The organism is Paenibacillus sp. FSL K6-2441 (genome assembly GCF_037964765.1).
Lineage (GTDB): Bacteria > Bacillota > Bacilli > Paenibacillales > Paenibacillaceae > Fontibacillus > Fontibacillus phoenicis.
The window spans coordinates 3,221,588-3,242,255 of record NZ_CP150174.1 but is presented as its reverse complement, the minus strand read 5'-3'; the positions used below and the strand labels follow the sequence as shown (position 1 = coordinate 3,242,255).

General features: G+C 53.4%; 16 protein-coding genes and 1 pseudogene. 15 read left to right on the top strand and 2 right to left on the bottom strand.

The genetic code is table 11. The annotated features are described in order from the left end of the window. The first annotated feature begins 60 nt into the window (after positions 1–60). Complete coding sequence (locus NSQ80_RS14885) at positions 61–1,215, top strand: sn-glycerol-1-phosphate dehydrogenase (RefSeq protein ID WP_339299653.1); 1,155 nt, start codon at positions 61–63, stop codon at positions 1,213–1,215. Between the two features lie 376 nt (positions 1,216–1,591). On the opposite strand, the gene NSQ80_RS14880 is transcribed toward NSQ80_RS14885, so the two are convergent. Next, positions 1,592–2,461: a LysR family transcriptional regulator gene (locus NSQ80_RS14880; protein ID WP_323077214.1), complete on the bottom strand. Its 870-nt coding sequence runs from the start codon at positions 2,459–2,461 to the stop codon at positions 1,592–1,594. A gap of 406 nt (positions 2,462–2,867) precedes the next feature. On the opposite strand from NSQ80_RS14880, the gene NSQ80_RS14875 reads away from it, so the two are divergent. From NSQ80_RS14875 to NSQ80_RS14865, 3 genes and pseudogenes are all read left to right on the top strand, one after another. Then, entirely contained in the window at positions 2,868–4,112 is a 1,245-nt protein-coding gene (locus tag NSQ80_RS14875; RefSeq protein WP_016310842.1) for an IS110 family transposase, read from the top strand. Between the two features lie 289 nt (positions 4,113–4,401). Further along, positions 4,402–5,310, top strand: a complete 909-nt coding sequence (locus tag NSQ80_RS14870; protein WP_339299647.1) for an EamA family transporter — start codon at positions 4,402–4,404, stop codon at positions 5,308–5,310. Beyond that, positions 5,307–5,929, top strand: a pseudogene (locus NSQ80_RS14865) (SDR family oxidoreductase). The gene NSQ80_RS14870 and the pseudogene NSQ80_RS14865 overlap by 4 nt, the downstream one beginning before the upstream one ends. Positions 5,930–6,003: 74 nt before the next feature. Here NSQ80_RS14865 and NSQ80_RS14860 read toward each other — a convergent pair. Further along, the gene (locus tag NSQ80_RS14860; RefSeq protein WP_009224218.1) at positions 6,004–6,921 is read right to left on the bottom strand and encodes a winged helix-turn-helix transcriptional regulator; all 918 of its coding nucleotides are present in this window, start codon (positions 6,919–6,921) and stop codon (positions 6,004–6,006) included. Between the two features lie 377 nt (positions 6,922–7,298). On the opposite strand from NSQ80_RS14860, the gene NSQ80_RS14855 reads away from it, so the two are divergent. The 11 genes from NSQ80_RS14855 (at position 7,299) to NSQ80_RS14805 (ending at position 20,438) form a co-directional block, all read left to right on the top strand. Then, the gene (locus NSQ80_RS14855; RefSeq protein WP_036644638.1) at positions 7,299–8,819 is read left to right on the top strand and encodes an alpha-N-arabinofuranosidase; all 1,521 of its coding nucleotides are present in this window, start codon (positions 7,299–7,301) and stop codon (positions 8,817–8,819) included. A gap of 185 nt (positions 8,820–9,004) precedes the next feature. Then, positions 9,005–10,336 (top strand): extracellular solute-binding protein, encoded by a 1,332-nt coding sequence (locus tag NSQ80_RS14850; protein WP_009224216.1) that lies wholly within the window; start codon positions 9,005–9,007, stop codon positions 10,334–10,336. A 58-nt stretch (positions 10,337–10,394) separates the two neighbouring features. Next, complete coding sequence (locus tag NSQ80_RS14845) at positions 10,395–11,294, top strand: sugar ABC transporter permease (RefSeq protein WP_009224215.1); 900 nt, start codon at positions 10,395–10,397, stop codon at positions 11,292–11,294. Next, positions 11,291–12,133, top strand: a complete 843-nt coding sequence (locus tag NSQ80_RS14840) for a carbohydrate ABC transporter permease (protein WP_009224214.1) — start codon at positions 11,291–11,293, stop codon at positions 12,131–12,133. Before NSQ80_RS14845 ends, NSQ80_RS14840 begins: the two co-directional genes overlap by 4 nt. 87 nt (positions 12,134–12,220) lie before the next feature. Then, positions 12,221–13,468, top strand: coding sequence for an extracellular solute-binding protein (locus NSQ80_RS14835; protein ID WP_085168789.1), 1,248 nt, complete (start codon positions 12,221–12,223; stop codon positions 13,466–13,468). Between the two features lie 88 nt (positions 13,469–13,556). Then, entirely contained in the window at positions 13,557–14,432 is an 876-nt protein-coding gene (locus NSQ80_RS14830) for a sugar ABC transporter permease (RefSeq protein ID WP_009224212.1), read from the top strand. A gap of 48 nt (positions 14,433–14,480) precedes the next feature. Beyond that, positions 14,481–15,326, top strand: a complete 846-nt coding sequence (locus NSQ80_RS14825; protein ID WP_009224211.1) for a carbohydrate ABC transporter permease — start codon at positions 14,481–14,483, stop codon at positions 15,324–15,326. A 25-nt stretch (positions 15,327–15,351) separates the two neighbouring features. Beyond that, positions 15,352–16,842, top strand: a complete 1,491-nt coding sequence (locus tag NSQ80_RS14820) for an alpha-N-arabinofuranosidase (protein ID WP_028537418.1) — start codon at positions 15,352–15,354, stop codon at positions 16,840–16,842. 37 nt (positions 16,843–16,879) lie between these two features. Beyond that, positions 16,880–18,889 carry a glycoside hydrolase family 43 protein gene (locus NSQ80_RS14815; protein WP_339302174.1) on the top strand — a complete coding sequence of 670 codons (2,010 nt, stop codon included), beginning with the start codon at positions 16,880–16,882 and terminating at the stop codon, positions 18,887–18,889. Next, positions 18,886–19,443, top strand: coding sequence for a LamG domain-containing protein (locus NSQ80_RS14810; protein ID WP_339299642.1), 558 nt, complete (start codon positions 18,886–18,888; stop codon positions 19,441–19,443). The genes NSQ80_RS14815 and NSQ80_RS14810 overlap by 4 nt, the downstream gene beginning before the upstream one ends. A gap of 23 nt (positions 19,444–19,466) precedes the next feature. Next, positions 19,467–20,438, top strand: coding sequence for a family 43 glycosylhydrolase (locus NSQ80_RS14805; protein ID WP_339299640.1), 972 nt, complete (start codon positions 19,467–19,469; stop codon positions 20,436–20,438). Positions 20,439–20,668 lie beyond the last annotated feature (230 nt).

The following is a 20,668-nucleotide window of genomic DNA, read 5'->3' as shown; positions in this document are numbered from 1 at the left end:
GAAATGCGGCAAATCGTAGGGTCCTAAAGAAGTTTTCAGAAAATTGCAGGAAGTTGATGGATGGTCAAGGGAGGGGATAACGTGCTGCAAGACAGACAGTTGGAGCAGTTGAAGGTGATTGAACTAGACCGAGGGGTGATCCGGAAGGTTGCTCCTTACTTGCGGGAACAGGGTTATCGCCATGTCCTGCTGGTGGCGGACGATCATACGTATGCGGCGGCGGGAGAGCAGCTCATGGGTTTGCTGGAAGCGGAGGGCGTGAATACGCGCGTTGTCCTCATTCAACCGGACGCGCAAGGCGATGTGGTCGCCGACGAGATCGCGATTGTTCAGCTGTTGCTGGAGATCCGTCCTGACGAGACGGATGTGCTCCTTGCGGTGGGCTCCGGGACGATCCACGACATCGTCCGGTTTGCCGCCCACAAGACCGGCAAGCCGTTTGTGTCGGTGCCGACCGCGCCGTCCGTGGACGGGTTCACCTCTGCAGGCGCGCCGCTGATTGTACACGGGGTCAAAAAGACGGTGCCGGCTGTGCCGCCGGTGGCGATTTTTGCTGACCTCGATATTCTCATGGCGGCCCCGCAGCGGTTGGTTGCTGCGGGCTTTGGCGATATGCTCGGTAAATACACCAGCCTGTTCGACTGGAAGTTCTCCCGTCTGACGGCGGGGGAACCTTATGACGAACAGGCGGCGGCGATTACCGAGCGCGCGCTGCGCAGCTGCGTGTCGCACGCCGAGGCCATCGGCGCGCGCACGGAAGAAGGGATCCGCGCCTTGATGACGGCGCTGATCGAATCGGGCATCGCCATGCTGCTGTTCGGGCAGTCGCACCCCGCCTCCGGCGCAGAGCACCATCTCTCCCATTACTGGGAGATGGAGTACCTGCGCCAGGGTCGGCGAGCGCTGCTGCACGGTGCCAAAGTTGGCGTTGCCTGCGCCGAGATCGCCCGCGTGTACCACGCCGCGGGCGAAGGGATGCTCCCGGGCGCCGAGCCTGCGGCGCTCCGGGAGCACCGGGAGCAGGTCCGCGCCTGGCTGCGGGACCTGCCCGGCGAAGCCGAGCTCCGCGGCCTGCTGCGCAAGGCCGGCGGGCCGTCGACCCTCGCCGAGCTGGGCATCGGCGAGGAGCTGTTCGCGCGCAGCCTGCGCGAAGCCCACCGCGTGCGCGACCGCCGCACGCTGCTGCGGGCGCTCAACGAGGCGGAGCAGGCCTAGCGCGCGAACCAAGCCGCGGCCGGGCGAGCCGCGGCCGCGTTAAACGAGCCGGCTGGAGCTCCACTTTATCGGAGCTCCAGCCGGCTCGTCCTGTGAATAGCGGTAAATTATTCCGCTATTCTTCAAAAATCCGAATTTTTGGCCAGAATAACGCCAAAAATTTCCCTTATCCAGCCGGATCCCCCCTGAAATGGGGGAGAACCGAGCCACACTCCCAAAATAAGGCCCCAAAATGGCCTTATTCATCAGCAAATCCAGAGACGCAGGCAAAATAAGGCCATTTTATACCGCTATTTCACCCCATCACCGCGATCACCGCCATGATCACCGCACCGCCGTGATTACCTTGATAGGACGCGCCACGCGCCCCTTCCACTTAAGAAACTAACTTCTCCTGCGCCCCCAGCAACTCAATCAAAGCGCGGAGCGCGCTGGTTGGTTGGGAGTTTTTGCGGTAAATGATCTCGGTTTTCATGCGGCGTATCGCCTCGGGAACCTCGTGAATCCGCACGGCGCCTTCCTGCGCCTTCTGCTCGGCGACCGTCCGCGGCAACAGCGAAATGCCAAGACCGGCGGATACGCCGCCAAGGATCGCTTCCAGCGTGCCGAACTCCATCGTGGCTACGTTGGTTCTGCCGTGGGCTTTCTTCATGTCTTCGAGCTGTTCGCGGAAGGTGCAGCCGCGGTTGTAAACCAAGCTTGGCTTCGATAAGGCTTCATCCAAGCTCTCGATGCCCGGCGGAGAAATAACCACAACCTCCTCGTCGAAGACAGGAAGACGGGTGAGTTCATCATGCGTGGATCGGAAGCTCCCGAAGGCGACATCCAGTTCGTACTGCAGCACCTTCTCCAACAGGCGATCGGACATATCTGTCAGCAACATTAACTCCACCTTCGGATACTTTTCGTAATACTGGCTTAGCAGCTTAGGCATACGCACCGCCGCCGTCGTCTGCGTCGAGCCGATCAGCAGCGGGCCGCTAGGCTCGCCGGTGAAGGAGAGTGCCGACGCCGCTTCGTCCAGCAAACCGATGATTTTGTCAGCGTAATTTAACAGCATCTTGCCGCTGGAAGTTAAGGTGATCCCCCGGTTGTGCCGGTAAAACAAATCGGTCCCCAGCTCCGTCTCCAGCTGCTTGATACGGGCCGTCACATTGGACTGCACATAGCCAAGCCGGGCGGCAGCTTTCGTGATCGCCCCGTCCCGAGCAACGGCCTGAAATATACGCAATTCCGCACTGTCCATGCGTGGAGCCTCCTCGTATAGTATCTTTAAAAAGCTCTTTTAGGTTCATTTCCATCCCCCCGGGGGATGGAAAACAGCCTCCAAATTTCCAGCTTGTTCTTTGAAAATTCCATCAGGGACTGGACTTTCCGGTATGCCTCTGGACAATGGAACGTAGGGTCCATTCGGGGAAATCCTTCTGCCTCCAGTAGCATCGTCTACTCCTTAAGTCTGTTTCTCCGGTACGCGTCTGAGCTTCTTACCCGCTGGCTGTTCCCTTCGGCATCCCATGCCCGGTTTTAGCAGATCCGGGGCAGCTCATGGCCCGAAGTGTGTCCTCATACGCGAGGGTGATAGATCTGCGCGTGCGCCGGAGGCATCCCGGAGCGTCCATTCCCTGAATCCCTAGCGAAAGGAGGAATTTCACTTGAAGCTTTTTGTCGGTATTGACGTGAGCTCGCAAGAGCTCGAAGCGTGTTTCATGAACGCTGACGGTGACAAGCTTGAGACACTCACCGTCAAAAACAATTTGAATGGCGCCTCGCACTTGCGTGACCAAATCGTCGCTGCAGCGGACAAGTTGGCCGTCACCGAGATTCACATCGGCTTGGAAGCCACTTCCGTCTACAGCTGGCACCCTGCCATGTACCTGCATCAGGATCCAGCGCTTCGAGAGCGCAAGGCCAAGGTGTTCACCTTGAACCCCAAGCTCATCAGCAAGTTCAGAGAAGCCTATGCGGATATGGACAAGACCGACCGGCTCGACGCCTGGGTCATTGCGGATCGCCTGCGCTTCGGCCGCCTGACGACCACCATCGTCATGCAGGAGCAGTATGTCGCCCTTCAACGCCTCACGCGCATGCGTTTCCACTTGGTCCATAACTTGGCTCGCGAGAAGCAGTACTTCTTGCAGAACCTGTTCTACAAGTGCAATGCGTTTACAACCGAGGTCGACAGCTCCGTGTTTGGCCATGCGCTCATGGAGATGCTCTCCGAGAAGTTCAGCCTCGATGACATCGCCGAGATGGACGTGGCCGATCTGGCCGACTATCTGCGGGACAAGGGACGCAATCGTTTCCCCGATCCCGAGCGGGTCGCCCGCTGCATTCAGCAAGCTGCCCGCGCCTCCTATCGGCTGTCCAAGGTCGTGGAGGATTCGATTGACCTGGTGCTCGGCACCTCCATCGAATCCATCCGCAGCATCCAGAAGCAGCTCAAGGATCTCGACAAAGCGATCGAGCGGGTCCTCGACGGCATTCAAGGCGCTCAGTGCTTGCTGTCAGTGCCCGGCATCGGCAAAGTCTATGCAGCCGGTCTGCTCGGCGAACTCGGCGATATTGAACGGTTCAAGGATCAAGCCGCCGTCGCCAAGTACGCGGGTCTGACGTGGCGCAGGCACCAGTCCGGCGTCTTCGAGGCGGAGGACACCGCCCGCATCAAATCCGGCAACCGATTCCTGCGCTACTACCTCGTTGAAGCTGCCAACTCGGTTAGGATGCGCGATGAAGAATTCGGTGAATATTACCGGAAGAAGTATCACGAAGTGCCCAAGAATCAACACAAACGCGCCCTCGTCTTAACGGCAAGAAAACTCGTGCGTCTGGTCGATGTGCTGCTACGCAGCGGCCAACTCTACACGCCTCGAAGGAAGGTGAATAGCGCCAAGGATTAACGCCTCCTTTGCCTTAGTCCTTCACGAATTCCCAGTAAAAATCTGGTATCTGACATGGTTTTTGGCTGGGTTTGGTTTGATGCGCCCTTTTTTCGTGACTCCGCGCTCAACAGGCACGGGAAATTTCCAATTCGATTAAATCAACAGCTTGACATCATACCGCTGGACTTTTTGGTGCTCTGTAATCACTAATAATGATATCAGATATCTTTATCAATCATTATACATAATTAAAAACCTCCGACACAATACAAATCATGAAACTGACGCCTAAGGAGGAAACGACTTCATGAATATTTACAAATATACAGGTTTGCTGTTGCTGACGACTTTTTTGATGGGGACGGCGTATCCCGCTGCCAAGCTGGGGATGATGCATACCACCCCGCTCATGCTGATGGGGCTCCGCTTTTTGTTCGCCGGGGGATTGCTCGCCGTATTCAGCGCCAAAAGACCTCAACCGAGAGGTGCGAAGTCTTGGCTGCAAATTTTGCTGCTCGGTTTGTTCCAATCGGTTGGGGTGATGGGCTTCACCGCCTACAGTATGCGTTGGATCACCTCTGGGGAGTCGGCGATCATCTCAAGCACCAGCCCGCTGATGCTTATCCTTTGGGGGGCTTTGATGGGTACAGCCTATCGCGTAAGGCAATGGTTTGGCGTGGTAATTGGGTTTATCGGCGTTGTCATCACCTTTGGGATACACTTGAGCGTAAACCCCGGCATGGTCTTTGCCTTGGCGGGAGCAGCCAGCTTCACGGTTGCCACGTTGATCATTAATCACATCGGTCCGGCGTTTGACAAAAGAGTGCTGGCCGCCTACCAAATGCTGCTCGGCGGCGTGATGCTGATCTTCAGCTTTGCAGGGGAGAAACCAAGCTTTGAGCTGAACCTTACGTCGGCGTCTGTGGTTCTTTGGCTCGTCCTATTTTGTTCCATTATTCAATTTACGATCTGGTTTTATTTGCTCAGCCATAGCGATCCAGGCAAAACCAGCTCATTCCTGTTCCTTGTGCCGATCTTTAGCGTCATTTTCAGCTGGCTGCTGCTTGGCGAACAGATCTCGTGGTACGTCTATCTTGGCGGAGCTTTAACCTGTGTGGGGGTATTCTTGGTGAATTGGCAGGGGAGCATTAACAGCCAACCGGCTCAAGAAAACAAATCGAGTGTACTTCGCATGCAGGAGGAGATGGAAGCATGAGTTACCATAACAAGGTTGTTCTTATTACCGGGGGGGGTACGGGGATCGGCCGGGCGACAGCGACGCTGCTGGCCGAACGCGGGGTGATTGTTGCCGTCAATTATTCCCGTTCGGAGGCGGAGACCCAAGAGACCGTGCAAGCTATTCAGCAATTTGGCGGCCGGGCGATCGCGATCCGAGCCGACGTCTCAAGCAACGAGGGTCATCTCTATGGTCGCCCAAATCGTCAAGCAATTTGGAACGATCGATTACCTGGTCAATAACGCCAGCATCACCCGGTATATTGCCATGGGCGATCGTAAACGTGGGCAGCATCGCAGGAATCACGGGCAAAGGCTCCTCGCTCCCGTATGCGGTATCCAAGGCGGCGGTGAACGGTTTGACCAAATCGCTGGCCCATGCTTTGGTGCCGGATGTACGCGTGACCGGTGTAGCTCCTGGAGCAGTCAGCACGCGTTGGTGGGGCGGATGAGAGGAGCAGAGGCGGTCGCTAACTTCCCAACTGCCTTTGGACCGAATCGCTGCGCCGGAGGAGATCGCCGCACTCATCTCGTCGGTTCTGGAGCAGCCTTCGATGACAGGACAGAGCCTCACCATCGACAACGGGCAAACGATGTAAGAAGATATTCATTATGAAAAAAATCAGCCTTCAGGACCTAACGATAACCTGGAGGCTGATTTTTTGGATTGTTGCTATTGCTCCTTCACATCATACAGCACCCGAGCCAGCAGGTCCTGGCTGTAATTGCCGAAGTTCTTGCCGTAGATGGTCAGGCCGCGCTTGTTGATCGGCTTGTCGGTGACGGCGATGCGGAACGTCAGCTCGCTTTTGTAATCCAGCTTGATCTGTTCCAGCGTAACGTCGGAGATGCGGCATCCGTCGATAAAGCTGCCCTCATTGTTAATGCGGATCAGCTTCAGCATCCCGTACTGGTTCAAGTGCGGCGGCCACCAATCCGGATTAAACGTGCCGCGTGCGTCACCGAAATCCCCCGGACTCGTCCAGAAACCGATTTCGACACCGTTCAAGTAAAAATAGATGTCAGACGGATAGTTATCGCAATACCCGGGCGCCTCGGAGCCCAGCTCCATCGAGAATTGAATTTCCCGGAACGTCTGGTTTGGCTTCAGGTAATTCGGGATGCGGTATTCCAGGAAGCCCTCGGACAACCAAATAATCTCCGAGTCGATTCGCTGCGGATCGGCGAAGTAACGCGGATCGTCGAAATCGCCGATGATGCTGTCCTTCGTAGCCAAACCGCAGGTAGGGACCGCATGATAATTGCTGTAATGGCCCACCTGGATTTCCACTTCGTATAAATTGTCGACATCCTTGCTCCGGAGGTCGACCATCAGCTTGTCTTTGTTCAAATAACAAATCTTCTGAATGCCATGCTTGCCAACAGAAGTATTGATTTCGATCAGGCCGCTTTCCTCCAGCTTCTTGATGTGCATCGTAATCGCCCCGTTGCTTAAGCCCAGCTTGGTAGCCAGGTCGTTGAGGTTTAAGGCCTGATTTTTGGCCAGCAGTTCGAGGATTTGAATCCTGATCTCCGAGCTTAACGCTTTAAAAATGTCGATCCCGCTCATCAAATCCTTAATATAGATCATCGGATATTCGAACCTTCTTCCAATAAATAGTGGGTAGTTTTATTTTAGATAATTATAAACTAACTCAGTCGTTTAATAAAGCATCAAATCAAAAAATGTAAATCAGGTTCAGAAAATAGATTAAATTTGTAGTAAACGCACGCTTAATTTTAAAATATTTTAAACTAAATTTCATTATTCCATTGAATTTTCAGGCGGTTTTTCAGCATTTTCACGGGGGTTGGAATCGTTTGCCTCGTTAATTTTATATAAGAATAAAATGTTTTAGATAAATATATTTACAACCCCAATTTCATATGTTATTTTATACCTGTAAACGGATTCATTCAAGGTTATTCGAAATAATTTAATATTTACTAAAACGGAAGGTGGTCAACATGTCATCAACAGCACCGCGAGCAACGATGGTCATCGACAAAGCCTTTAAAATTGCGGAAGTAGATCGGCGCATTTACGGCTCCTTTATTGAACATTTGGGCCGGGCAGTCTACGGGGGGATTTATGAGCCTTCGCATCCGGAAGCAGATCAACATGGATTCCGAAACGACGTAAAGGAGCTGGTTAAACAGCTGGGCGTCCCGATCATCCGGTATCCCGGCGGGAATTTCGTTTCCGGGTATAACTGGGAGGATGGGGTTGGTCCGGTTGAATCGAGGCCGAAACGCTTGGAGTTGGCCTGGAGGACGGTTGAACCGAATTGGGTAGGCACGAACGAGTTTGCCGGATGGGCCAAAGAGGTTGGTGCCGAAGTGATGATGGCGGTGAATCTGGGGACCCGCGGCGTTGATGCGGCCCGCAACCTGCTGGAATACTGCAACCATCCGGGGGGCAGCTACTGGAGCGATTTGCGTCGCAGCCATGGTTACGAGCAGCCCCATAAGATCCGGACCTGGTGTCTGGGCAATGAGATGGACGGTCCTTGGCAAATCGGACAGAAGACGCCGCAGGAATACGGCCGGCTCGCCTATGAGACGGCAAAGGCGATGCGACTGGTCGATCCCGATATCGAGCTGGTGTCCTGCGGCAGCTCCAGCTCGTCGATGCCAACGTTCCCGGAATGGGAAGCGGTAACGCTGGAGCATACCTACGAGGTGGCCGACTATATCTCCCTGCATCAATACTATGGCAACCGGGACAACGATACGGCGAACTTCCTCGCCCGTTCGATGGATATGGACCACTTCATTCGTACGGTGATTTCCACCTGCGATTATGTCAAAGCGAAGAAACGCAGCAAAAAAACGATGTACCTCAGCTTCGACGAGTGGAACGTTTGGTACCATTCCAACGATGCCGACGCCAAGCTGGAGCCTTGGGGAATTGCGCCGCCGCAGCTGGAGGATGTCTATAACTTCGAGGACGCTTTGCTGGTCGGAAGCATGCTGATTACGTTCCTGCGCCACGCCGATCGGGTGAAGATGGCCTGCATGGCCCAATTGGTGAACGTCATCGCCCCGATCATGACGGAGAATGGCGGGCGGTCCTGGAAGCAGACGATCTATTATCCTTACATGCATGCATCGCTCTTTGGACGGGGCGTTTCGCTGCAGCCGGTTGTCGACTCCCCGGTATACGACGCTAAGGATTATACCGATGTTCCGTATTTGGACAGCGCGGTTGTATATAACGAAGCAGACGAGACGTTGACGATTTTTGCGGTGAACCGCCATTTGGAGGAAGCTCTTGAGCTGGATTGCGATATTCGCGGGTTCGAAGGCTACCGTGTGATCGAGCACCTTGTGCTGGAGCACGAAGACCTGAAGGCCGTAAATACGGCGGACCAGGAAAATGTGAAGCCTCACACCGGAGGAAATGCGGTATGCCAGGACGGTTATGTGAAAGCCTGTTTAGCTAAAGCTTCCTGGAACGTGATTCGCCTGGGTCAAGCGAGAGCTTAAGGAAACCGACGCTTCTGGGAAGCAACTGCTTCATTCACCCTTTGAGACGATGACAACACCTAGCTATGCACAACCGGTGAGCGCTTCTTCGGGTCATCGATTGACCATCGGTTCTACTAGAGAAGTGGGAGATAACCGACTGTAAGTGGAGTGTGTAGATTTTATTTTGTCAGGGAGGGTCAAGGATGAAGAAAAAGGTTTGGATTGTGCTGTTCGTGTTAACGATGGCCACATGGCTGTGGGGCTGCGGCAAGACGTCAACCACGGCGGGGGGTGAAACCTCTGTGTTGGACGGCGGCGCGGGGGAAGACGCGATAGAGCTTTCCTATTGGACGTTCGTGGAACTGCATGGACAACATTTTGAGAAAATGCTGGAGAAATGGAACGCCGCCAATCCGGATCGGCAAATCAAGCTGAACGTCACGGTGATGCCATACGACGACATGCACAACAAATTATCGATCGCCGTGCAGACGGGCGTTGGTGCGCCGGACATCGCCGATATCGAGCTGGGCAAATTCCCGGACTTCTTGGCCGGGACGCCGCAGCTGGTTGAATTAAATGACGTCATCGACCCGTACCGGGACACGATCGTCAAGTCCAGAATCGACCTCTACAGCAAGGACGGCGTGAATTACGGTATCCCGACCCACGTTGGCGCCTCGGTGGCGTTCTACAACACGGAAATTTTAGAAGAAGCCGGAGTGGATTACAAGTCGATTGTGACCTGGGAAGATTTCAAAAAAGCCGGAATTCAAGTGTATGAGAAAACGGGCAAGTACATGGGCACCGCCGATACGAGTGCAACATGGCAGCTTTCCCAGCTGCTGGCACAGCAAGGTGCAGATTTCACCGATGACGCCGGGAACCCGATCGTTAACTCGGAGCCCGTAGTGAAGGCGCTCACCCTGCTGAAAGACCTGCAAGACAACCATGTCATCGCCACCATCGCCGGCGGGCAGCCCGATACGGAGGAAGCGTACGGAGAGTTTAATGCGGGCAACTATGCGACCGCTTTCATGCCGCTGTGGCAAATGTCGAGATACACGAACTATATGAAGGACCTCTCCGGCAAAATCGCGATCGCCCCGATTCCGGTCATCAAAGAAGGGATGCCGCGTTCGGTCGGCGGCGGCGGAACCGGGACGGTCGTGACCAAAACGGCCAAAGACATCGAGCTGGCCAAGGATTTCCTCGCATTCGCCAAATTGTCGGAGGATGCCAATATTGAAATCTGGAATACGCTGGGCTTTGACCCGGTCAACATGGACGTTTGGGAGATGAAGGACGTTACTCATAACCCGGACAACCAGTTTGTCCAATACTTCATTAATAATCCATTTGACGTGCTGAACGACATCAAGGACGAAATCCGATTGATTAAATCCACCTCGGCGTCGCCGACGATCAACAACGTGCTTTGCACGGTGACGTTAAACGAGATTTTTGAAGACGGGAAGGATATCAAGCAAGCTCTGGATGATGCGCAAGCGCAAATCGAGCAGGAGCTGAAGTAATCGAAATAAGCAGGAGCTACTCCTTCGGGAGTAGCTCTGTTTAAAAAGGGGTAGGGCGATGGTTAAAAAATTCCTTTACTCGCAAAAGGTTGCTCCTTACGTATTTGTGTTGCCGTTCGTGCTCGTTTTCCTCATCTTTTGGGTGTATCCGCTGATCAGCTCCTTTGGGATGAGCTTCCAGAAAGTGACCCTGGGTCAGGAAGCAGCGTGGATTGGCATAGACAACTACGAGAAATTGATGGGCGACGGGGTCTTCCTCAAGGCAGTGACAAACAGCGCCATCTACATGGTCTTAACCTTGGTGATCCTGATCCCGTTTCCGATGTTGTTTGCCGTTTTGATCAACAACAAGTTCATGTGGGCGAGGGAATTTTTCAAGTCCTCGTTTTTCTTCCCGGCGCTGACGTCGGTGGTGGTGGCCGGGACGATCTTCCGACTGATGTTCGGTGAAATGGAAGGGTCGCTCATCAACAGCTTCTTGGGCTTGTTTGGCGTGGAGCCGATCAAATTCCTGAAAGGACAAACGACCGGCTTTATCGCCTTATTGGCGCTGGCGACCTGGAGATGGACCGGGGTAAACATGCTTTACTTCTTATCTGGACTCAAAAATATTCCCGACGAATACTACGAAGCCGCTTCAATCGATGGCGCCTCTCCCATCCAGCGATTTACGAAGATCACGATGCCGCTGTTGAAGCCAACGACGATATATGTCTTAACGATCAGCATCTATGCCGGTCTGGCGATGTTTATCGAAAGTATGATGCTCTGGAACGGCAACAATTCTCCGAAAAATATCGGCTTGACCATCGTGGGCTACTTATACCGTCAAGGGATCGAGAAGAACAATCTGGGGTATGCGGCCGCCGTCGGCATCGTGCTTCTCGTCATTACGATGGTGATTAACCTGACGCAGTTGGCCTTTACCGGCATGTTTAAGAAGGAGGAGGAAGCATGACGAAATCGAAGCGCGGCTTGCTGATCAAAATCGTTTTGTTCGTGTTTTTCGCCTTCCTGTGCGTGCTGGTGCTTCTGCCGTTTTATGCCGTTACGCTGGCTTCCTTTAAGCCTGGGGAGGATTTGATCCGGTACGGGCTGAACCTGAAGTTTGATTTATCGGTCATGAGCTTGGATAACTTCGTTTACTTATTTACGGGCAATCATTCCTATTTCTTATGGTTTTTCAATTCGCTGCTGCTGACGGTCGTCCAAGTCACGGTGACGCTGCTGGTCAGTGCTACGGTGGCGTACGGGTTTTCGGCTTATGAATTTAAAGGGAAAAATACCCTGTTCATCTGCGTCCTGCTGATCATGATGGTTCCGTTCGAGATTCTGCTCCTGCCGCTGTATACGTTAACGTACGATATCGGGCTGATGAACTCGTATTCGGCCATTATTCTGCCGGGGATCGCCAGCGCGGCGACGATCTTCTTCTTCCGGCAGTATTTGCGGGGAATTCCCCGGGAAATTATCGCCGCGGGACGCGTCGACGGAGCGAGTGAGTACGGAATCTACGTGCGGATCATCTTGCCGGTGATGAAGCCTTCTTTTGCCGCGATGGCCATTCTCAACGGTATGAACAGCTGGAACAACTTCCTGTGGCCGTTTATGGTGCTCAGCGATGCCAATAAATACACGTTGCCGATTGGGCTCAAGACGCTGCTAACCCCTTACGGGAACAACTATGATTTGCTGATTGTTGGTTCCTTTTTCTCCATCATTCCGATCTTCATCTTGTTTGTTGCCTTCCAAAAATACTTTATTGACGGGATGACGGCAGGAGCGGTGAAAGGATAGAACGGCCCTGCGCTGCGGACGTTTGCGGACGGCTTCAGCGCCGGCCGATTTCATATCATATTAATTATTCAAAACGGGGGAAGAAACATGAAAACGAAGTGGTTGTATTTATCTTTGGTTTTAGTTCTTTTAAGCGTGACAGTACTATCTGGATGCAGCAGCGGCTCGGACAAGAAGACGATTACTTTCTGGACGCCGTTAACCGGCGATGACGGAGCTTACATGGATCAATTGGTCAAGAATTACAACGCTACCAATCCCGAGTTCAAAGTGAAGCATGTGATTACCGCAGACATGTATACCAAAATTTCCACGGTGCTCAACTCTGGCAAAGGGGTTCCTGATTTGGCGATCATCCACGCGGACCGTGTTCCCGGCTTTGTGAAGCAAGGCGTGCTGGAACCTATCGGCGGTGCGATTGCCGCGCAGCCGGAAATTAAGGAGGAGAACTACCTTCCGCAGGCTTGGGCGACGGGGAACATCGATGGCACGCAGTATACCGTTCCGCTCGACATTCATAGCAACACGATGTATTACAACAAGGATCTGCTCAAGAAGTACAACGCGGAATCCTTCTTGGACGACGACGTGGTTACCATCGACGAAATGCTGTCGCTTCAAGGCAAGCTGGAGGATGGTGATTACGTTGTCAATGATGCGCTGCTCGGCTGGGTGATTTTAGCTCAAGTGCAAAACCTGGGAGGAGACATCCAAGAAAACGGCAAGCCGGCTGTGAATACGCCGGTGATGAGACAAGCCTTCGAAGAGGTGAAGAAAATTGCCGATGCCGGGTTGATGACCCCATTTGGCGAAGACGGCTACTTAATGTTCCAATCCGGCAACGTCTTGTTCTCGACGGACGGTACTTGGAGTTCTACGGCCCATGCTGCGGTCGAGGGTCTAAACTTCGGGGTGACGAACATCTATTCTCCGACGCCGGACAAGTTCACGAACCGCGCTTCGTCCCACCTGTTTGCGATGCTGAAAAACGAGGATCGATCGGATGAGAAAGAAGCCGGCATCGGCGCTTTCCTGGAATTCATCCGCGCGAACTCCTTGGAATGGGCGAAAGCAGGTCAAATCGTGGCGAGTAAACAAGTGATCGAAAGTCCGGAATATCAGCAATATATGCAATCCTTCTTCACCTCCAATGAGAAGGAGACCCAGTCCCTTTATATTTATACCTACGAATATTACCCTTACATCGCCGAAGCGGTTGATACCTATTGCGCGGATATCGTTCGCGGCAACGTCGATCTGGATGATACGCTGCAGACGATGCAGAAGTTCGTCGAGGACAAGATTGCCGAGAGCACTACGGGCAGTGCGAGCTGAGCCTGCGTTCTAGATAAACAGAAAGAAATCATGTGCCGGAACGATGCGTCTGGCACATGATTTTTCCAAAAGGAGATATGGAAAGGCGATGAACAAGAAATCCTTTGCGCCGTTTTTCTTTGTGGGTCCGCACCTGGTTTTGTTCCTGATCTTCATTCTGATTCCGACCGTATACGGGATATATGCTTCGTTTACTCAGTGGAACTTGATGAACGATCCGACCTGGGTCGGATGGGCTAACTACAAAACGATCCTATTTGATGAAACCTCGACCTTCCACACCCAATTCGTAAACGGGCTTCGGAATACCCTCATTTTTGTCGTGATCAGCGTTCCGCTGTTGATCGTCATCCCATTGTCGGTGGCCGTCGCCTTGGAGCATAAGAAGGTCAAATTGAAGGGCATCATCCAGTCCATTATTTACATTCCGGGCTTGATTTCCATTTCCGCTGCCGCTTTGATCTGGCTGCTTATCTTTAACAAACAGCTGGGGATTACGGGGAACATCTTCCATTCGCAGGTCGCTTGGGCGGCGACGCAGCCTTATGCTTGGATCATTATTTTTGTGATCACCGTATGGGGCGGGGTTGGCGGGAACATGATTATTTACCGCGCCTCGATTGCCGGGGTATCCAAAGACTTGTACGAAGCCGCCGAGATCGACGGAGCCGGCGCGACCCGGCGATTCTTCAGCATCACCTTGCCGTCGATCCGTTTTCCGCTCATTTATACCTTTGTCATGACCACTGCCGGGGCCTTTAACGTCTTTGGCCAACCTTTAATGATGACGGATGGCGGACCGCGGCAATCGACGCATGTTCTCATGATGTACATCCGTCAATTAGCGTTTGGTCATGGCGAATCGATTGCCGGCATGGCATCCGCGATGGCGGTGCTGCTAGGCATGGTCATTTTGGTTATTTCGGCGCTGCAGTATTACGTCATGAACCGAAACGCCAATTGACGCATCCTGTGATGGATTATGGAAACGAGAGGTAAGGTGTAAATCAAGATGTCGAAGAAAATCAGCATATCGAAGTATATCGCATACCTGTATTTGATCCTCCTGTGCGTCATTTGGGTCATTCCCGTGTTATTTGGAATTTCGACTTCCTTCCGCTCCCAATCTGAAGTGGTGTCAACGGGCTTCCGTTTGCTTCCCGTGGAATGGATCCTGGACAATTACGTGACGATTCTGGAGAATACGTCCACGGCTCCGATCCTGCGCTGGCTGACGAACTCCGTATTCATTGCGGTGACACATACGTTCCTCGTGATCGTGATCATCTCCATCACGGGTTACGGGTATGCTCGAATGAACTTTAAAGGCAGAGACACGCTGTTTTTTACATTGCTGGGCATTTCCTTCTTTCCGGGAGTCGTCAACATTATCCCCTCTTACAAAATCATCGATATTTTCGGCTGGGTGAATACCGCATGGGCGATGATTATTCCGGGTTTGGCGGGTATGGGCAACATCTTTCTGGTCAGGCAGTTTCTGAAAGGGATTCCGACCGACCTGGATGAATCCGCTCGGGTTGACGGGGCCGGAGATTTTCGGATCTACTCGTACATCATCCTGCCGCTTATCAAGCCGATCCTCATCGTTTGCGGCCTGTTCTCGTTTGTCGGCTCCTGGAACGACTTCCTCTGGCCGGTCATCGTCTATACCGACGTGGACAAAATGCCGGTGACTGCGGGACTGCTGCTGCTTCAGGATATCTACGGCAACTATCGCATGATCGGACAGCTTATGGGTTCGGCCATGTTGGCCATCATTCCAACGCTGCTGCTGTTTGTTTTTGCGCAAAAATACTTTATTCAATCGATCAATCTGAATTCAGGCATTAAAGGATAAATGAATTTAGGGTGGAGGAAAAACCGTGAACAACAAAGTGATCATTCAAACGGACGTGACGAAAGCGGTCATCAACAAAAATATTTACGGTCATTTTGCCGAGCATTTGGGCAGATGCATCTATGAGGGGATTTGGGTCGGAGAAGATTCCCCGATTCCCAACACGCAAGGGATACGTAACGATGTGCTGGAGGCGTTGAAGCGGATCAAGGTTCCGGTGCTTCGTTGGCCCGGCGGATGTTTTGCGGATGAGTATCACTGGAAGGACGGCGTAGGCCCGAGGGAAGCCCGCAAGCGGATGGTCAACACCCATTGGGGTGGCGTTATCGAGAACAATCACTTCGGGACGCATGAATTTATGCTGCTATGCGAGCTGCTGGAATGCGAGCCGTATATTTGCGGGAATGTGGGGAGCGGCACGGTTCAAGAAATGTCCGAATGGGTCGAGTATATGACATTTGACGGCGAATCCCCGATGGCGAACTGGCGTAAGGAGAATGGCAGAAGCGCGCCGTGGAAGCTGACCTATTTTGGCATCGGAAATGAGAATTGGGGATGCGGCGGCCACATGCGTCCGGAATATTACGCCGATCTGTATCGCCGCTATCAAACCTACGTCCGCAATTATGGGGATAACCGGATATATAAAATCGCCGGCGGGGCCAATGTGGACGATTATCGCTGGACCGAAGTGCTGATGCAACAGGCCGGCGGGCTCATGGACGGGTTAAGCCTGCATTATTACACGATTCCCGGTGATTTCTGGCTGGGGAAGGGTTCGGCGCTGGATTTTTCAGAGGACGAGTGGTTCGTGACCATGAAAAAAGCGCTGCACATGGACGAATTAATTGCGAAGCACAGTACGATCATGGATCGGTACGATCCCGAGAAGCGTATCGGCTTGATTATCGACGAGTGGGGTACTTGGTACGACGTTGAGCCGGGCACGAATCCGGGATTTCTGTATCAGCAAAACACGATCCGTGACGCACTGGTGGCCGGGCTTCACTTCAACATCTTTCATCATCACGCCGACCGGGTGCAGATGACGAACATCGCCCAGACCGTCAACGTCCTGCAAGCGATGATTTTAACAGAAGGTGAGCGGATGATCCTAACGCCGACGTATCATGCGTTTGATATGTTCAAGGTCCATCAAGGAGCAGAGCTGTTGTCGACCGAGTCATCGCTGGTTGATTCGGCGAATGGCGACGACACACTTCCGGCCCTGTCGGTGTCCGCCTCGAAGAACGCCCAAGGCGACATTCAGATCAGCTTGGTTCATATCGATCCGAGACAGGCTGCGGAGGTCAGTCTCGAGTTGCGAGGAAATCACGCGGAATGGGCTTCGGTTTCGGGAACTTTGTTAACGGCTGCAACGATGAATGCGCACAATACGTTTGAGCAACCGGATGTGGTTACGCCGGTTCCGCTCCGGGACGTTCACGTAGCCGGTGACACGCTGCACGTGAAAATGCCGGCCATGTCACTGGTAACCTTGATCATCAAATCATAACCTAAACCTTATGAAGGAGGGAAGTCCGTTGAAAAGTATGGTTAAGTGCCTGGGTTTACTCTTGATCTTCACGATGCTCATCCCTGCCGAAGGGTGGGCGAGCAGCGGCGATACGGATGCCGGGAAACGCGGGGCAACGGAAAGCGAGAGTGCGGGAGGGGCCTCGGGGAAAAAGCGACCGCCCGCGTTTACCAATGTCTCGGTCCACGATCCGAACATCGTCAAGGCCGGCTCGACCTATTATGTCTTTGGGTCGCATATCGAAGCCGCCAAATCAACCGATTTGATGAATTGGACGACGTTTACCAACGGCTATCAAACCCCGGGGAACGTGATCTACGGCGATCTGTCTCAAAATCTGGCCGGTTCGTTCGCTTGGGCGGGAGAGGACGATGCCGACAGTAAAGGCGGGTATGCGGTCTGGGCGCCGGGCGTGATCTGGAATGAGAAATACCGGAATGCGGACGGAACGAGGGGCGCTTATATGATGTATTACAGCGCTTCGTCCACCTATATCCGCTCCGCGATTGGTTATGCGGTATCCAAAAATATCGAAGGCCCCTACACCTACGTGGACACGGTTATTTACTCCGGGTTTACGAAGGAGACGGCGTATGACGAGAACAGCCGGGTCGATAAGAAGTGGACGAATACGAACCTCAAGCAGCTGGTGGACCAGGGAAGGCTGAAGGAGGCCAATCCGAATTGGTTTAACAGCGACGGTTCCTATAATAATGCCATGTATCCGAACGCAATTGACGCCGCTTTGTTCTTCGATAAGGACGGCAAGCTGTGGATGACGTACGGCTCCTGGTCCGGCGGAATCTTCATCGTCGAGTTGGATCCGGTCACCGGTCAGGTGAAATATCCTGGCAAAGACGGCACAACGGCTGACGGACGCCTTGTAGACCGCTATTTCGGCACCAAAATTGCCGGAGGCTATACGAAGTCCGGCGAAGGGCCCTACATTTTATACGATAAAACTTCGGGATACTACTATTTGAACGTTTCCTATGGTTGGCTGGGGGCGAACGGCGGCTACAACCTGCGGCAGTTCCGGGCGAAACGTCCAGACGGCCCTTATCTCGATGCGGCCGGACAAAATGCCGTGCTGCCCAGCGATACGGATAACGCGCCGTACGGCATCAAAATGGTCGGCAATTTCCTGTTCGACCGCAAAATAGGCGATCCCGGCACGGGAATCGGTTACGGTTATGCTTCGCCAGGGCATAACTCGCTATTTTATGACGAGAAGACGAAGCGATATTTCTCGGTGTTCCATACTCGCTTCCCGCAACGGGGAGAGGTTCACGAAGTCAGGGTGCACCAGCTGTTTATGAACCAAAACGGGTGGCTGGTCATGGCACCGACGCGTTACGCCGGGGAATCCCTGCAGAAAGTGACGGCCTCCAAGGTGGTCGGCGACTATCAGTTCGTGAATCATGGGCTTGGCTATTCCGGTGAGGTCCCTACTTCGGTCCACCTTACTTTGAACAAAGACCATACGATTTCGGGTTCGATAACCGGAACCTGGAAGCTAAACGGCTCCTATGGAGCGGAGCTGACCCTTGAGGGAGTAACTTACCACGGCGTATTCGTCAAAGGCTGGGACGAGAACCAAGGGCGGGAGACGATGACCTTTACGGCCATCTCTCGCGAAGGCACCGCCATTTGGGGCATTCAGCAGCCGGAGATGAACGACCGCCAGGTCGTTAAGGCGGTGCAGGAAGCCTTAACGCTCGGCGATACCAGCAAAGTCATGAACAACCTGACATTGCCATTGGAAGGGACGCATGGGGCTCAAATCGTCTGGTCCACCTCCGATCCAGGCGTCATTTCAGAGAGCGGGGTCATCCACCCGCCCGATGCGGGAGAAGCCGATGCTCCCGCTACGTTAACCGCAACGATCACGAAGGGGAAAGCGAAAGCCGTCAAGACGTTTGAGATCGTCGTTGCTCCGATTGATCTTAACTATGGACTGCGAGCCCACTATCGTTTGAGGGGAATTTATCGGAGGTCGAAGGACGGTTTGGCGATGGAGCGGTGACCGGGGCAAAGCTTGATACCGAAGGCGGAGCGATCACTTTTACGGATGGAGTCCAGGGGTTGGCTGCCGAGTTTGATGGGAAATCCGGCATTCGGCTGGATGACGGTCTGATTCAAGGGAACCGTTATTCGGTTTCCCTCTGGTTGCATCCGCAGCAATTTACCCAATTTACGACCAGCTTCTTTGGGGCGAAATCCAATACAAGCTGGATCAGCCTCGTGCCGGATTCCTGGGATCATAACACGATGCTGTGGTCCGGTGAAGCCTGGTATGACGGGACAACGGGTTCGCGGATCTCGGCGGGAGCGTGGCATCACGTAGCCTTTACCGTCGATGCCGGGAACGTGAAGGTGTACGTTGACGGGGAACTGAAGTTTACGGGAACGGGATTCCCGGATATCTTCACGAACAATCAAGGTATGTTCAGCCTAGGGGTGAATTGGTGGGATCCCCCTTTCCAAGGGAAGATGGATGAACTCCGGGTTTACGACGTGCCGATTCCAGAAGCGGTGGTCCGCAAGCTGTATGAGGAAGGCCAGAGCGTAACGAGATGACAGAAAGAGAAGGAGAAACCAAGATGAAGAACACGCAGGAATATCGAAATCCAATCGTAGAGCAACGGGCGGATCCATGGGTTTATAAGCATCAGGACAGGTATTATTACTTTACGGCTTCGGTACCTGAGTATGACCGGATCGAAATTCGCCGGTCCAAGACGCTGCAAGGATTGGGGGATGCCAAGCCGGTGGTGGCCTGGCGCAAATATGATACCGGCCCGCTGAGCGCCAATATTTGGGCTCCGGAAATCCATTTTATCGACGGAAAATGGTATATCTATTTTGCCGCCGCGCGAACGACCGAGACGAACGAAGGATTGTTTGATCACCGAATGTACGTGCTGGAGAACACCTCCGCCAATCCGCTTGAAGGCGTATGGGAGGAGAAAGGGCAAGTCCGTACGCGGTGGGAGTCGTTTGCATTGGATGCGACGACGTTCGAGCACCGGGGGGAACGGTATTACGTTTGGGCGCAGAAGGACCCAGGTATCGAAGGCAACTCCAACCTCTACATCTCCCGGATGAGCAACCCTTGGACGTTGACCGGGGAGCAGGTCATGATCTCCACGCCGGAATACGATTGGGAAACGATCGGCTTCAAAGTAAACGAGGGACCGGCCGTACTGAAGCGGAACGGGCGTATATTCATCAGCTATTCGGCCAGCGCCACCGACCATCATTATTGTATGGGCCTGCTCACCGCGGACGAATCGGCAGATTTGCTGGACCCTAGCTCCTGGTCAAAATCGCCGCTTCCGGTGTTTGCGACCAATGAAGCGGCGGGACAGTATGGACCAGGTCATAATAGTTTTACCGTCTCGGAGGACGGGCGGGACGTATTGGTCTATCATGCCCGGAATTACAAGGAGATTGACGGTGATCCGCTGTACGATCCGAACCGGCATACCCGGGCCCAAATTCTGGAATGGAACGAGGATGGCACGCCAAACTTCGGAGTGCCGGTACCCGACTCGGTCCGCACGAATCCATAGGTTTGGACTACTCCCGGCGCGCGTTACCCCGGTGCGCGTTACTCCAGCGTGCATTACTCCGGCGCGAGTTCCTAGCGGCACGACGAAGCAGAATGGCTGCTCTACCACTCATCTAGGGATGAGGTAGGGCAGCTTTTTTTGGCGAGGCATCAAAATAGTGCAATAAATGAACAGAATAATGTTTGTGAGCTGTTCGAAAATTAACCTATAATTACATTGAAAACGCTTTA

Excerpts from the sequence above, each read along its gene's own strand:
- NSQ80_RS14870 (WP_339299647.1), top strand. The coding sequence starts at position 4,402 with ATGAATATTTACAAATATACAGGTTTGCTGTTGCTGACGACTTTTTTG.
- NSQ80_RS14805 (WP_339299640.1), top strand. The coding sequence starts at position 19,467 with ATGAAGAACACGCAGGAATATCGAAATCCAATCGTAGAGCAACGGGCG.
- NSQ80_RS14850 (WP_009224216.1), top strand. The coding sequence starts at position 9,005 with ATGAAGAAAAAGGTTTGGATTGTGCTGTTCGTGTTAACGATGGCCACA.
- NSQ80_RS14835 (WP_085168789.1), top strand. The coding sequence starts at position 12,221 with ATGAAAACGAAGTGGTTGTATTTATCTTTGGTTTTAGTTCTTTTAAGC.
- NSQ80_RS14840 (WP_009224214.1), top strand. The coding sequence starts at position 11,291 with ATGACGAAATCGAAGCGCGGCTTGCTGATCAAAATCGTTTTGTTCGTG.
- NSQ80_RS14885 (WP_339299653.1), top strand. The coding sequence starts at position 61 with ATGGTCAAGGGAGGGGATAACGTGCTGCAAGACAGACAGTTGGAGCAG.
- NSQ80_RS14830 (WP_009224212.1), top strand. The coding sequence starts at position 13,557 with ATGAACAAGAAATCCTTTGCGCCGTTTTTCTTTGTGGGTCCGCACCTG.
- NSQ80_RS14845 (WP_009224215.1), top strand. The coding sequence starts at position 10,395 with ATGGTTAAAAAATTCCTTTACTCGCAAAAGGTTGCTCCTTACGTATTT.
- NSQ80_RS14880 (WP_323077214.1), bottom strand. The coding sequence starts at position 2,461 with ATGGACAGTGCGGAATTGCGTATATTTCAGGCCGTTGCTCGGGACGGG.
- NSQ80_RS14815 (WP_339302174.1), top strand. The coding sequence starts at position 16,880 with ATGGTTAAGTGCCTGGGTTTACTCTTGATCTTCACGATGCTCATCCCT.
- NSQ80_RS14860 (WP_009224218.1), bottom strand. The coding sequence starts at position 6,921 with ATGATCTATATTAAGGATTTGATGAGCGGGATCGACATTTTTAAAGCG.
- NSQ80_RS14825 (WP_009224211.1), top strand. The coding sequence starts at position 14,481 with ATGTCGAAGAAAATCAGCATATCGAAGTATATCGCATACCTGTATTTG.
- NSQ80_RS14855 (WP_036644638.1), top strand. The coding sequence starts at position 7,299 with ATGTCATCAACAGCACCGCGAGCAACGATGGTCATCGACAAAGCCTTT.